This is a genomic window from Candidatus Dadabacteria bacterium, assembly GCA_009837205.1.
Classification (GTDB): domain Bacteria; phylum Desulfobacterota_D; class UBA1144; order Nemesobacterales; family Nemesobacteraceae; genus Nemesobacter.
This window is the reverse complement of the sequence record VXTZ01000012.1, coordinates 12,393-25,322: the sequence shown is the minus strand read 5'-3', so window position 1 is coordinate 25,322 and position 12,930 is coordinate 12,393. Positions and strand designations below refer to the sequence as shown.

At 50.3% G+C, this 12,930-nt stretch carries 14 protein-coding genes; 10 read left to right on the top strand and 4 right to left on the bottom strand.

All coding sequences use genetic code 11. The features are described 5' to 3' along the window. Positions 1-2 precede the first annotated feature (2 nt). From F4Z13_01935 to F4Z13_01895, 9 genes are all read left to right on the top strand, one after another. Positions 3-512 (top strand): NADH-quinone oxidoreductase subunit J, encoded by a 510-nt coding sequence (locus F4Z13_01935; GenBank protein MXZ48007.1) that lies wholly within the window; start codon positions 3-5, stop codon positions 510-512. Between the two features lies 1 nt (position 513). After that, positions 514-819, top strand: coding sequence for an NADH-quinone oxidoreductase subunit NuoK (nuoK, locus tag F4Z13_01930; protein MXZ48006.1), 306 nt, complete (start codon positions 514-516; stop codon positions 817-819). 23 nt (positions 820-842) lie between these two features. Next, positions 843-2,828, top strand: a complete 1,986-nt coding sequence (gene nuoL / locus F4Z13_01925) for an NADH-quinone oxidoreductase subunit L (GenBank protein MXZ48005.1) — start codon at positions 843-845, stop codon at positions 2,826-2,828. Positions 2,829-3,115: 287 nt separating this feature from the next. Continuing rightward, a complete protein-coding gene (locus tag F4Z13_01920) occupies positions 3,116-3,646 on the top strand; it encodes a cytochrome c (protein MXZ48004.1) in 531 nt (176 codons plus the stop codon). 196 nt (positions 3,647-3,842) lie between these two features. Then, a complete protein-coding gene (locus F4Z13_01915; protein ID MXZ48003.1) occupies positions 3,843-4,262 on the top strand; it encodes an Rrf2 family transcriptional regulator in 420 nt (139 codons plus the stop codon). 18 nt (positions 4,263-4,280) lie between these two features. Next, the gene (gene sufB, locus F4Z13_01910) at positions 4,281-5,717 is read left to right on the top strand and encodes a Fe-S cluster assembly protein SufB (GenBank protein ID MXZ48002.1); all 1,437 of its coding nucleotides are present in this window, start codon (positions 4,281-4,283) and stop codon (positions 5,715-5,717) included. A 50-nt stretch (positions 5,718-5,767) separates the two neighbouring features. Further along, positions 5,768-6,502 carry a Fe-S cluster assembly ATPase SufC gene (gene sufC, locus F4Z13_01905; protein ID MXZ48001.1) on the top strand — a complete coding sequence of 245 codons (735 nt, stop codon included), beginning with the start codon at positions 5,768-5,770 and terminating at the stop codon, positions 6,500-6,502. A gap of 32 nt (positions 6,503-6,534) precedes the next feature. Beyond that, positions 6,535-7,881 (top strand): Fe-S cluster assembly protein SufD, encoded by a 1,347-nt coding sequence (gene sufD / locus F4Z13_01900; GenBank protein MXZ48000.1) that lies wholly within the window; start codon positions 6,535-6,537, stop codon positions 7,879-7,881. Beyond that, positions 7,847-8,200 (top strand): non-heme iron oxygenase ferredoxin subunit, encoded by a 354-nt coding sequence (locus F4Z13_01895; protein ID MXZ47999.1) that lies wholly within the window; start codon positions 7,847-7,849, stop codon positions 8,198-8,200. Before sufD ends, F4Z13_01895 begins: the two co-directional genes overlap by 35 nt. 14 nt (positions 8,201-8,214) lie before the next feature. Here the strand turns inward: F4Z13_01895 and F4Z13_01890 are convergent, their stop codons facing one another. Together F4Z13_01890 and F4Z13_01885 are read right to left on the bottom strand one after the other, a co-directional pair. Further along, positions 8,215-8,640, bottom strand: coding sequence for a Zn-ribbon domain-containing OB-fold protein (locus F4Z13_01890; protein ID MXZ47998.1), 426 nt, complete (start codon positions 8,638-8,640; stop codon positions 8,215-8,217). A gap of 24 nt (positions 8,641-8,664) precedes the next feature. After that, on the bottom strand, positions 8,665-9,876 hold the full coding sequence (locus F4Z13_01885) for a thiolase family protein (protein ID MXZ47997.1): 1,212 nt from the start codon (positions 9,874-9,876) through the stop codon (positions 8,665-8,667). A 150-nt stretch (positions 9,877-10,026) separates the two neighbouring features. Here F4Z13_01885 and F4Z13_01880 point away from each other — a divergent pair, with 150 nt between their 5' ends. After that, positions 10,027-11,124, top strand: a complete 1,098-nt coding sequence (locus F4Z13_01880; protein ID MXZ47996.1) for an LLM class flavin-dependent oxidoreductase — start codon at positions 10,027-10,029, stop codon at positions 11,122-11,124. Positions 11,125-11,140: 16 nt separating this feature from the next. Here the strand turns inward: F4Z13_01880 and F4Z13_01875 are convergent, their stop codons facing one another. Continuing rightward, complete coding sequence (locus tag F4Z13_01875) at positions 11,141-11,869, bottom strand: phosphoadenylyl-sulfate reductase (protein ID MXZ47995.1); 729 nt, start codon at positions 11,867-11,869, stop codon at positions 11,141-11,143. Next, positions 11,870-12,877, bottom strand: coding sequence for an inorganic phosphate transporter (locus F4Z13_01870; GenBank protein ID MXZ47994.1), 1,008 nt, complete (start codon positions 12,875-12,877; stop codon positions 11,870-11,872). Positions 12,878-12,930 lie beyond the last annotated feature (53 nt).

Genomic DNA, 12,930 nt, shown 5'->3' with positions numbered 1-12,930 from the left:
CGTTGTCTCATACTGTCCTTTTTTATATTTTTTCTACGCTTGCGGTACTCGGGGCCGTTATGGTCGTGAGCCATAAAAATCCCGTTTCAAGCGCTGTTTCGCTTGTTCTTACTCTTTTTTCCACCGCGGTGCTTTTCGTTCTACTCCATGCCCATTTCATCGCGGCGATACAAATACTGATTTACGCAGGGGCGATAATGGTCCTTTTTCTTTTTACCGTCATGTTCCTCAATATAAGGGACAGCGAGCTCAGGTTTGACAGTATGAACATACCGAAGAGGATGACGTTTCTTTTTCTCTTTATCGTTGTTGTCGGATTTTTTGCCTCGAAGCTTTTCTCGTCTTCTCCGGTTGCTTTTCCGAAGCTTGGGGACCCTGAGAATTTCGGCACCGTGGCCGAAGTGGGAAGATCCCTTTTCAGTGATTATCTGCTCGCGTTTGAGCTTACCTCGGTTCTTGTGGTGATAGCCATGGTGGGCGTTCTGGTCATAGCCAAGGGGAGGGAATCGTAAGATGGAAATTGCGGTCACTCACTACGTAGTCTTGGCCTGCGTGCTTTTCGCGATCGGGGTTTACGGGATAATTACCAGAAAAAACATACTGATCGTGCTTATGTGCCTTGAGCTCATGCTTAACTCCTGCAACCTGCTTTTCGTCGTTTTCTCAAGGCTCTACGAGGGCGCCACGGGACATGTGTTCGTTCTGATGTCAGTAACGGTGGCTGCGGCCGAGGTTGCGGTCGGCCTTGCGTTTGTCGTTTCGATTTACAGGCAGAAAGAGAGTCTTGATATCGATCTGCTGAAACTGCTTAAGGGTTAATTTATTCTCGGAGGTTTACCTGAGTGCTTGCTCTCATAGTTCTTGCGCCGCTTGCGGGGGCGATCTTCAACGGGCTTTTCTTCGCCACTGGACTCTGCGCAAAGCTCACCGGGACTGGAAGACACACAAGTGACAGGGTTGTCGGGACAGTGGCGTGTGCGGCTGTCTTGGTCTCCGCTCTTTTGTCCACGCGTCTTTTCCTCGATCTTCTCTCGCAGAGCCCTGCGGGAGCCGAGCCGATTACAACCGAACTTTTCACCTGGATGCTCTCGGGCACCCTTAACGTCAGCTTCGAGTTTCTCTTTGATTCCCTCTCCGCCGTAATGGCCCTTGTAGTAACGTGGGTGGGATTTCTTATACATGTCTATTCGATTGGCTACATGCACCACGACCGCTGCTACGCGCGCTATTTCACTTACCTGAACATTTTCGTTTTCTTCATGCTCGTTCTGGTTCTGGGAAACAACTTCCCCATGATGTTTATCGGATGGGAGGGAGTGGGCCTTGCATCCTATCTGCTTATAGGGTTCTGGTATGAAGACTCGTTTAGGGTTTATGCGGGAAGAAAGGCTTTTGTGGTGAACAGGATAGGGGATTTCGGGTTTATCCTCGGCATCTTCCTCATTTTTACCGTTTTCGGATCTCTTAACTATCAGGATGTTTTCTCCCAGCTTGCCGACCCGGTTTTTGTTTCCGGGCTTTCGCAGTCGCTTATAACCGCGATGGCGCTTCTTCTGTTTGTCGGTGCTGTCGGGAAATCGGCCCAGTTCCCGCTTCACGTGTGGCTTCCGGACGCGATGGCGGGTCCGACCGCAGTGAGCGCCCTTATTCATGCCGCAACAATGGTTACCGCCGGGGTTTACATGTTAAGCCGTTGCTCGCCGCTTTTTGACCTGAGTCCAGTGGCTTTGAACGTCGTTTTGATCGTGGCTACGTTCACCGCGTTTTTCGCCGCCACGATAGCTATCACCCAGAACGACATAAAGAAGGTGCTTGCATACTCCACCGTAAGTCAGCTGGGCTACATGCTGATGGCTGCGGGGGCGGGGGCCTATGTGTTTTCGATATTTCATCTGGTTACCCACGCCTTTTTCAAGGCGCTTCTATTCCTCGGGGCGGGAAGCGTTATACATGCCATGGCCGGAGAGCAGGACATAAGGAAGATGGGGGGGCTTCGCGGGATGATTCCCGTAACGGCTGTCACTTTTCTGGTGGCGACGCTTGCCATTTCTGGTTTTCCTCTTCTCTCTGGGTTTTTCAGCAAGGATGAAATCTTGGCTTCGCTTTATAACGGCGGCCATACGTTTTTCTGGGCCGCGGGGCTCCTTACGGCCGTACTTACCGCTTTCTACATGACGAGACTCTACGTGCTTACCTTCGAGGGGACAGCAAGGATGGACTACAAGACGAAAAGCCGCGTCCACGAATCCCCGGCCGTAATGACCGTACCTCTCGTGATTCTCGCGGTTCTCTCCGTTTTTGGAGGTCTTCTTGGCGTGCCGGAATTCATGGGCGAGGTCGTGGGTTTTCATTACACGGATCTTATTAAGAAGTTCCTCTCTTCTTCAGTGGTAGTACACTATGGAGCGGAACATGCCTACTCCCACTATTTTGGTCACTGGACCCTTGTAGGGTTTTCGGTACTGGCAGCGTTTGTGGGAATAGCGGCCGGTGTTTTGATCTACTACCGCAGGCGTGGAGAAACTGCTGTGGCGGGGGGCAAAACGGCTGCCGCGCTTAAAAGCGGGTCCTTTAACAAGTGGTACGTCGATGAGATCTACGAGGCGGTTTTTGTCTCTCCGTTTAACTATATTTCGGGACTTTGCTCTGACTTTGACCTCTCCTTTATAGACAGCTCGCTTGACGGGCTGAGCGATTTTGTGAGGAACTTATCAGGACGCCTGAGTGCGCTGCAGACAGGCCTGCTCAGGTATTACGTGGCGGCCATGGTAGGCGGGGTCGCCGTAATAATAGTGCTTCTTTTCATCTACGGTTCCACAGCTTCCTGACGGACGAACTTTTTTCCGCTTCGATTCCAATTCAGGAATTTCTTTTCCCGAAATAAGGATATTGTTTGGGGCAAAATATTTTTTCTGGCCCGCTTGACAAACGACTCCTAATATGGATATTGATTATCCAGAATATCCGGGTAAATCCTGCCTGTCTTACCTTTAACAAGCTGCCTGTTTTGCTCATTTATGGATGGTCCTGCTTTCATAAAGCATGATTGTTCATCCGGGTAGCTGCGAACCGGAGCAGGCGAATTCGGGCGGATCTGCCAATAGAGGCGTAAGCGATGATTGAAAAAGTATTTAGAAGAAAAAAATTACTGATAGCGGTTTTGATAATAGGTGCCGGACTTTATTTTGTTCTCGGACGTTACGACGTCTCGGCTACAAAGCCGCATCCGGCCATTGTAAGCATGGCCTTCCACAGCGTTACCGAAAGATCGATACAAAGAAACTCTGCGAATCTAAAGATTCCCTACGACATCAATGACGAGAACATTTATGTGAAGGGTTTTAGGGAATATGAGCATATGTGCGCTCAGTGCCATGGAGCGCCCGGAGTCGAGCCTTTACCGATCGGCAAAGGTCTTTTTCCCGAACCTCCCAAATTTCCTAGCGAAGAACTCAATGAATACTCTCTTAAGGATATTTTCTGGGTCACCAAGAATGGGGTTAAGATGACGGGAATGCCCGCTTACGGACCCACGCACGAAGACGAGACGATCTGGGCAGTCGCCATATTTCTTGACAGGTCGAGAAGTTTATCCGAAGCGGAATATAGAAAGCTCAGGGATAATTATTTGGATACGCACCGCTAACGGTGGCAGCTTGAGCGGGCGACCTCCTTCTGCTGACTGTTTTTGCCCCTTGACCGCAACAGAGGAATAGATTGAGGAGACTTAAAATCATCTTGGAAAGAGTTTCTTTCCCGCCCCGGTTGACTTTGTCTAAATAATGGTAAGGATTACCATCTAGATAGCTATTTTATGGATATATAAAGTATAGAATAACGTTATGCAGGTAAGCAGAACACTTGATTACGCCGTCAGATGCCTTATCCATATGGGAGGCAATCCGGGGTTTAAGTTCAGCATGAGGCAGATATCCGAGACCCAGCACATTCCGCAAAATTACTTAGCTAAAGTAATGAGAAGGCTCGTTAATCGCGGGATACTCAGGTCGAAGGTGGGACCCGAGGGCGGATACATGCTCCGCAAGTCCCCGTACGAGCTCAGCCTGAGAGAGGTATACGAAGCCATAGAGGGAGAGATAAGGATAGTCGACTGCATGGACGAAGACGGTCCCTGTGCCCTTTATGAGAACTGCGGGCAGCTCCCTCTCTGGGATAAGCTCAAGGTTTCGATGATAAGGATTCTTGAAGATACCACTATCGGGGACATGGTGGAGGAAGTTCGGGGCGGCAGAAGTCACTAACAGGAGGATAATTTCTTAATGAGCGTTGACCTTGAAAAACTCGCGCAGGAGGAATACAAGTACGGATTCGTAACTGATGTAGAGCAGGAGATTGCCCCCAAGGGGCTTAACGAAGATATAATCAGGATGATCTCCTCCAAGAAGAATGAACCTGAGTGGCTTCTCGAATGGCGCCTCGGAGCTTATGAGCGCTGGAAGAAGATGAAAGAGCCTAGATGGGCTTTTCTAAGGTATCCGGAAATAGATTTTAACGACATAAGTTATTACGCCGCGCCGAAAAGCAATCCCAGGCCGAAGAGCCTTGACGAGATAGACCCGGAGATAAAGGAGACCTACGACAAGCTCGGTATTCCGCTTGAGGAGCAGAAGATGCTGGCAGGCGTCGCCGTCGACGCGGTTTTCGACAGCGTTTCCGTCTTTACCACTTTCAAGGAAAAACTCGCCGAGGAAGGGGTTATTTTCTGCTCTATATCCGAGGCGGTGGAAGAATATCCCGATCTTGTGCGCAAGTATCTGGGTTCGGTCGTGCCGCGCGGGGATAATTTCTATGCGGCTTTGAATTCCGCGGTCTTTACGGACGGTTCCTTCGTCTATATTCCCAAGGGAGTAAGGTGCCCAATGGAGCTTTCTACTTATTTCCGTATAAACGCCGAGAACACCGGACAGTTCGAAAGAACTCTTATAATCGCCGAGGAGGGCAGCTACGTAAGCTATCTTGAGGGTTGCACAGCTCCGCAGAGAGACCAAAACCAGCTCCATGCCGCGGTGGTTGAACTCATAGCCCATAATGACGCCACCATAAAGTATTCGACAATACAGAACTGGTACCCGGGAGACAAGCAGGGCAAGGGCGGAATATACAATTTCGTAACCAAGCGGGGAAGATGCGTCGGCAGGAGTTCAAGGATTTCCTGGACGCAGGTTGAAACCGGTTCCGCTATTACCTGGAAATACCCGAGTTGCGTTCTTGAAGGGGATAATTCGGTCGGGGAGTTTTACTCCGTTGCCCTTACAAACAGGCGCCAGCAGGCCGACACCGGAACCAAGATGGTTCACGTGGGAAAAAACACCAGCAGCACGATTATTTCCAAGGGCATTTCCGCAGGCGAGGGGCAGAACATATACAGGGGACTTGTTGAAATTGGTAAAAATGCCGAGAAGGCGAGAAATTACACGCAGTGCGACTCGATGCTTATAGGGGACCGCTGCGGAGCACACACTTTTCCATATATAGAGGTCAGAAACTCCACGGCCCACATGGAGCACGAGGCTTCTACCTCTAAAATAGGTGAGGACCAGATGTTTTACTGTCGCCAGAGAGGGCTTTCCGCCGAAGACGCGGTTTCGCTCATAGTAAACGGTTTCTGCAAGGAAGTTTTCAAGGAGTTGCCGTTTGAGTTCGCGGTTGAAGCTGAAAAACTGTTGAGCGTAAGTCTTGAGGGAAGCGTGGGTTAATAAGGGTTCCGCCGTAATTCTGAAAAAAAGATTTTTAGGAGGAGCGAAACATGCTCGAGGTGAAAAACCTGCATGTGCAGGTAGATGACAAGGAAATACTGAAAGGAATGAACATTACTGTGGCGCCCGGGGAGGTCCACTCCATAATGGGCCCGAACGGTTCGGGAAAGAGCACCCTTGCCCAGGTTCTTGCAGGTAAGGAAGCTTACGAAGTTACCGAGGGGGAAGTAACTTTTCAGGGCAAGGATCTTCTCGATCTTGAGCCCGAGGAAAGGGCGTGCGAAGGGATATTTCTGGCTTTCCAGTACCCCGTAGAGATTCCGGGGGTTGCGAACACTTATCTTCTTCGCGAGGCTCTTAATGCAAAAAGGGAGTACCGGGATGAAAAACCGCTTAAGCACGTTGAGTTCGGCAAGCTTGCCAGAGAGAAAATGAAAGCGCTCGGTATTGACGAGGATCTTCTTAAAAGGTCCGTGAACACCGGGTTCTCGGGTGGAGAGAAGAAAAGGAACGAGATATTCCAGATGCAAATACTCGAACCGACGCTGGCGGTGCTTGACGAGACGGATTCCGGTCTTGACATAGATGCGCTCAAGATAGTGGCAAACGGGGTGAATTCGATGAGGGACTCTGGACGTTCCTTTATAGTGATAACCCATTACCAGCGGCTTCTTAACTATATAGTTCCCGATTTTGTCCACGTGATGGTTGATGGAAAAATCGTAAGATCGGGAGGAAAGGAACTTGCCCACGAGCTTGAGGAAAAAGGTTACGCCGGGTTTTAAGGTCTCGGGCAGCCTGCAAGGAGCATAATACTATGGCTATTGTTTTTGACGGTACGCGCGAAAGTTACGTCGAGAGACTCTCTGAGTTTCTCGATAGCGAGCAAAAAAATGCCCCCGAGTGGGTAACCACCCTTCGCCGTGAGGCGATTTCAGGATTCGCTGAACTTGGATTTCCGACGCTTTCTGACGAAGAGTGGAGATTCACCAATCTTGAGGCACTTCGGAGAGGTTCTTTTTCAATTGCCGAGAATGGAATCTCCGGGGTTTCTAAAAAATCCGTGGATTCCTACGGGTTTCCCGGGCTTGATTGCCCGAGGCTTGTATTTGTAAACGGTCGTTTCGCTCCTTCCCTTTCAGACACTGTAGATGCCGGGAAAGGAATACTGGTAAAAAGCCTGTCGGAGGCAATCTCTGAGCAAGGCGATCTTGTGAAGGACCACTTGGCGAGGTACGCAGATTATGAAAAAGACGCGTTTATTTCCCTTAACACATCCTATTTTGAAGACGGAGTGTTTGTTTACGTTCCCGACGGAACCGTCTTCGAACAACCCGTACACGTTCTTCACGTATCGACAGATGAAGGCCGTCCTTTGTTCATAAATCCGAGAAATCTCATCATAGTCGGGCAAAGTTCGGTCGCCAAGGTAATAGAACATTACGTGTCGGCATCCCAGAGCGTCTATTTCTCAAACGTGGTCACGGAAGTTGTCTGCGGAGAAAACGCGAATCTTGAGCACTACAGACTTGAGTTTGAAAGCCAGAAGGCGTTTAATTTCTCCACACTTAGGGTAAATCAGCAGAAAAACAGCAACATCGCTTCTCACTCGGTTCTCTGCGGAGGGGCCATAGTGAGGAACAATGTTCATCCCGTTTTGGCCGGAGAAGGATGCAACTCCGACATTTACGGCCTTTTCATATCCGAGGGACGCCAGCACATGGATAACTTCATGCGGGTTGAGCACGCGAGTCCTCATTGCGACAGCCGCCAGTTCTATAACGGCGTACTTGATGGTCGCTCAAAGGGGGTTTTTCACGGAAGGATCCTGGTTCACGAAGGCGCCGAGAAGACAGATGCGAAGCAGACCAACAGGAACCTTCTTCTCTCCGACACGGCCCAGATAGACACGAAGCCTCAGCTTGAAATATACAACGACGACGTAAAGTGCACCCATGGCGCTACGATCGGGCAGATGGATGAAGAAGCCCTTTTTTACCTGCGTTCAAGGGGGATCTCAGCAGGGCAGGCAAAAATCATAATGCTCCAGGCCTTTACTGGCGAGACCCTAGAGCATATGTCAATTGACTCCGTGAGAGAAGCCCTTGAGAGCGTGGTCATGAAATGGTTTGAACAAAGGCTCGAAAACGGCAAAGGAAGGTAGGTTTGTGTCCGACTATAAGAAAGTAGCAAAGGTTTCAGACATACCTGAAGGAGAAGTGGAATCTTTTTTCATCGATGGAGATGCGATTGCCATATGCAGCGTAGAGGGGAATTTCTACGCCTTTCGGGATGAATGCACCCACCAGTGTTTTACTCTTTCAGACGGCGACCTTGACGGAGAACGCATCACCTGCTGTTATCATGGGGCTGAGTTCAACGTCAGAACCGGAGAGGTGCTTTGCCTTCCGGCGGTCGAACCCCTAGAGATCTACCCGGTAAAGATTGACGGGGACGACATACTTGTAAAACTCGATGACTGACCGTCCCCGCTTTTTTAACCAGCTGGTTTGAATTTGGGGAGTGTAACCTCATCGGTAATGTCATCGAAGCAGACCTGCACTTCCATCCCGATGGTCACTTCATTGGGGTCAACGTCAACCACGTTGGACATCATCTTCACTCCCTCGTCCATCTCAATAAGGGCCACTACATAGGGAGGCTCACCCTTGTACGCCTTGGATGGTCCCATGTGGTGTATGGAAAAAGTCCATACCTTCCCCCGACCCTCACTCTCAACCCACTCTATGTCCTCACTCATGTCCCCTCCAGGGGAAAGAGCCCTTGGGTAAAAGAAAAACTCTCCAGTCTCCCTTGACCTGGGGATAACCAGCTTGTGCTCCTTTGCGGCATCCCAGTACGGCCTTGTCTCCGGCCGAAACTCGGGCAAAGGCTTGTTATACGCTTTTTTCTCTTCTGACATCTTCTTTTCTCTCCTTTTGTATTGTTAATTAACCGGCTGGTTCCCTAAAACCACCGTGCTGTGAGCCGACACTATCCCGCCGTTCCCGTGCACAACCGCAACCTCGGGATCCTCAACCTGCCTTGACCCCGCGTCTCCCCTTAACTGCAGCGTGGCCTCAACCACATGATGCATGGCCCCAAGGTGAGCCTGTGAGAGAAGTCCCCCGTGGGTATTAACAGGAAGGTCCTTCCCTATCTCCATCCTTCCCTCAAGGGCAAACGCTCCTCCCTCTCCCTTGGGAACAAAACCCAGTCCCTCGAGTTCAAGCAGAACGGTTATCGTAAAGCAGTCATAAAGAAACGCTATGTCAACGTCCCTTGGTTCTATCCCCGCCGTGTTAAACGCCTTCTGTCCCGATCTCTCAACCGCGTCGTATATCTGGTCAAGGCTCTCAAGGGAAGTGAGGTACTGGTGAGAGTATCCCTGTCCCATTCCCCAGAGGTAGGCAAGGTCGTTTTCTATCCCGAGTTCCTTCGCCTTGTCCTCCGTTGTGACTATGAAAGCCGCTCCCCCGTCAGAGATAATCGAGCAGTCATACTTGGTAAGGGGCTCCGCTATAACTCTTGAATTAAGAACGTCCTCTATTGAGAGCGGATCCTTGTTCATCGCGTTTTCCTTATCGGCGGCGTGCTTTCTCATGGTCACCGCCACCGCGGCAAGGTGTTCTCTTCTGCTTCCCCAGTCATGGAGGTATCTCTGCGCTGCAAGCGCGTATCCCCCGGGAGTCGTTAATCCGTAGGGGAACTCAAACTCCGCGTGGCACATCTCCCTTATAAGCGCCAGCATCCCCGAAGACGATATCCCCGAGAGGGTGTTATCCCCCCTTACGCAGAGTACCACTTCTGCCTGCCCTGAGGATATGGCCATGGCGGCCTCGGCCACCATCCACACCGCCGTGGCTCCCCCCACGGCTACCGAGGAGAAAAACCTCGGGTTCATGCCGAAGTAGTCGGCAAAGGTAGTGCAGTGCATGAAAGTGTGCTCGACGAGGGAGAAGGCCGTTACGAGGCCGTCCACGTCGTCTTTTTTTATCCCCGCGTCCTCGATCGCGAGCCTTGAAGCTTCGCTCAGGAAGTGAAAGGAGCTTTTATCCGGGATCTTGCCCTGTTCCGTTTCGCCCACCCCGGCGATAACAACTTTTTTCTTCTTCAGAAGTTCTCGGGTCTCCTGTATGCCCGGAAGGTTCTTAGACATTGTAATGCTTCCTCCTTACTTAGTGCTCTTTGATGTTCAAAATCCGTATCATATTACTACATACACAGAGTTTTTGCCAAACTTTACTAGCCGAGGTCGCTGCGCAAAATACTCTCTTTTTACGTTCAAAGGGAGTATAATGTTCCGGAAATGGAACTAGGATATTTCACAATGCCTCTTCATCCATTCGGCTCTTCCCTTTCCGATACGCTCGAAGCGGACATGGAGCAGGTAGTTTTTCTTGACGAAATCGGTTTCAGGGAAGCCTGGATAGGAGAACACTTCACGGCGGGTTGGGAGAATATACCTGCCCCCGATCTTTTCATAGCCAAAGCCGCCGCTCTCACTGAGCGGATAATCTTCGGTACGGGAGTTTCATGCCTGCCTCAGCATGACCCTTTTATGCTTGCGCACAGAATCGCGGTTCTTGACCACCTGCTTAAGGGAAGATTCTACTGGGGAGTAGGAGCCGGAAGTTTCATTGGAGATTTCGAAGCGTTCGGTATAAACCCGAAAACAGGGAAACAAAGACAGCTTATGAACGAGTCCCTTGAGATGATACTTAACCTCTGGAACAACCCGAGCCCGGGTGTTTACTCTAACTCCCGGTGGAAGTTTACCGTTCCCGATCCCGTGGAAAGGGTTGGTCTCGGAGTGCACACGAAGCCCTACCAGGAACCTCATCCTCCTATAGCGGTTGCGGGAATCTCGGAGAATTCCGCGAGTCTTAAGACGGCCGGGGAACGTGACTGGATACCTATGAGCATAAATTTCGTTATTCCCGATGTGCTTAAATCTCACTGGGCGGGATACGAGCAGGGTGCGGAGGCCGTCGGCAGAACACCTGAGAGGGCGAAATGGAGAATCGCAAGGGACGTCTATGTCGCGGAGACAACCGAAGAGGCGAGAAAAGAAGTAATAGAAGGCACGCTCGCAAGAGATTTCCGGGATTATTTTTTCACTATAGTTCCCATGATAAGAAACAACTTGAACCTGTTTAAGATCGACAAGTCAATGTCGGACCGGGAAGTGACCATGGACTACATGATCGAGAACATGTGGCTTGTGGGAAGTCCTGAGGATGTCGCCCGGAAAATAATCGAGCTTCATGAATTCGTCGGGGGATTCGGGGTGCTTCTGGTCATGGGGCACGAGTGGAACCCGAAGGAAAAATGGCAGAAATCAATGAGATTGCTCAAAGAAGAAGTTCTTCCGATTGTGAAAGAGAATCTGCGGAGTGGGACCTGAGAGCGACCTCAGACCTTTAAGACTGCGGTTCGCGACTGAAGTGAATTCCGCATTCTTTGTCCGAGCCTTGCTCCCACCACCACCTGCCGGCCCTAGGATCTTCTCCCTCCTCAACGGCCCTTGTGCAGGGAGCGCATCCTATGCTTGGATATCCCATGTCGTGGAGCTTGTTATAAGGAACATCGTTTTTCCTTACGTAGTCCCATACCTGGTCGGCGGTCCAGTCAAGAATAGGGTTTATCTTGAGCATCTTTCCGTGCAGGTAGTCGATCTCAAACTTGCTTGACTCTGCCCGCTGCTCCGTCTGGTCCGCCCTTATGGAGGTAATCCAGGCGTCTAGGTTTTTTAAGTATCCGTTAAGCGGGTTGGTTTTTCTCACTTGGCAGCAGAGTCTTCTGTTTTCAACGCTTTTGTAAAAAAGATTTACCCCGTGGCTGATCACCATCTCCTCCACTTCAGCCGTGTCGGGGAAAAGCACCTCGATGTTGATGTTGTATTTTTCTCTTGTCTTGTCCATGACGTCGTACGTATGGGAATGAAGCCTCCCGGTATCAAGAGTGAAGATTCTCGCTTCGGGGTTTGCCTTTGCGAACATGTCGACAAGCACCATCCCTTGGACCTGGAAGCTGGTTGCAAGCGCCACCGAGCGGTCGAGGTTCGCAGAAGCCCAGGCGAGGATATCCTCAGGAGAACTTCGCTCAAACTCGTGATTGAGGTTCTTTACGTCTTTTTCAGAAAATTTCATTTAACCCAAAAAACTCAGATACGACGACAAGCCGTACTTTATATATACGAGGGATATGTAATAACTTACCCCTACGGTTATCACAGGAACAACAAACCAGAAAAAACCGATTTTTACAACATGGCTGTTTTTGGAAGTCTGGACAAATCCGTGCTGCGCGCACGAAAAACCCACAACTCCGGCTGTTACTATCTCGGCGATCGAAACCGGAATTCCGTATAACGAAGCGAGCAGTATTATTACCGCAGCCGTAAACTCGACCGAGATAGCCCTTATTATGCATATCTCCGTTATTTTTTTCCCTAGGGTCTCAAGAACTCTGCCTCCCAGCAGAATTGCTCCCACCCCCATTGCGACACCGGCAAGAATTGCGCCCGGATAGGAGTCTATCAGCCCCAGGCTTACTATCGGCCCTATGGCGTTTGCGGAATTATTGGCGCCTCCCGAAAAGGCGATAAAAGTTCCGGATATGGTAATCAGCACGGTCAGGATGACGTTGACTCTTTTCTCCGAGAAATTACTTGCGAGGTAATGGACTATCTTGAAATAGAAAAACTTTGCCACGGCGAAATTTATTAACCAGGCGACTATCGGCGCCAGAATCCACCATTTGAGCACCCGGATGAAGCTGTCGGAATTAAGTGTCTGAGTATAAAGACCGATTCCCACTATGGCGCACACTATGGCGTGGGTGGTGGCTATAGGTGTGCGGACTATATTCGCCCAGACGATGAAACCTATCCCGAGAAGCAGAATTATAAATATGAAGCCTATATCGGAAGAGAGGGTCTCGGCCGACACTATTCCCTTGCCTACGGTCTCCACCACGGGCGCTCCGGCCGTAAGCGCTCCGAGGAGAGCAAAGATAGCTATAAGCCATACGGCCTGTCTTTTCGACCTTACGCCGGCACCGTACGATGTCGCCATGGACGCCGCGGAATTGTTGGCTCCTATGTTAAGGGCCAGAAATGCCGAAAGCACAAGTGTTACAACAAGTAAAACGCTCAATAAATCCTCTCCCCGCCTAAATATAGGTGACAGTAATTACGTAAAAACCAAAT

Coding starts and splice junctions, on each gene's coding strand:
- nuoK (MXZ48006.1), top strand. CDS start 514: ATGGAAATTGCGGTCACTCACTACGTAGTCTTGGCCTGCGTGCTTTTC.
- F4Z13_01920 (MXZ48004.1), top strand. CDS start 3,116: ATGATTGAAAAAGTATTTAGAAGAAAAAAATTACTGATAGCGGTTTTG.
- F4Z13_01915 (MXZ48003.1), top strand. CDS start 3,843: ATGCAGGTAAGCAGAACACTTGATTACGCCGTCAGATGCCTTATCCAT.
- sufB (MXZ48002.1), top strand. CDS start 4,281: ATGAGCGTTGACCTTGAAAAACTCGCGCAGGAGGAATACAAGTACGGA.
- sufC (MXZ48001.1), top strand. CDS start 5,768: ATGCTCGAGGTGAAAAACCTGCATGTGCAGGTAGATGACAAGGAAATA.
- sufD (MXZ48000.1), top strand. CDS start 6,535: ATGGCTATTGTTTTTGACGGTACGCGCGAAAGTTACGTCGAGAGACTC.
- F4Z13_01890 (MXZ47998.1), bottom strand. CDS start 8,640: ATGTCAGAAGAGAAAAAAGCGTATAACAAGCCTTTGCCCGAGTTTCGG.
- F4Z13_01885 (MXZ47997.1), bottom strand. CDS start 9,876: ATGTCTAAGAACCTTCCGGGCATACAGGAGACCCGAGAACTTCTGAAG.
- F4Z13_01880 (MXZ47996.1), top strand. CDS start 10,027: ATGGAACTAGGATATTTCACAATGCCTCTTCATCCATTCGGCTCTTCC.
- F4Z13_01875 (MXZ47995.1), bottom strand. CDS start 11,869: ATGAAATTTTCTGAAAAAGACGTAAAGAACCTCAATCACGAGTTTGAG.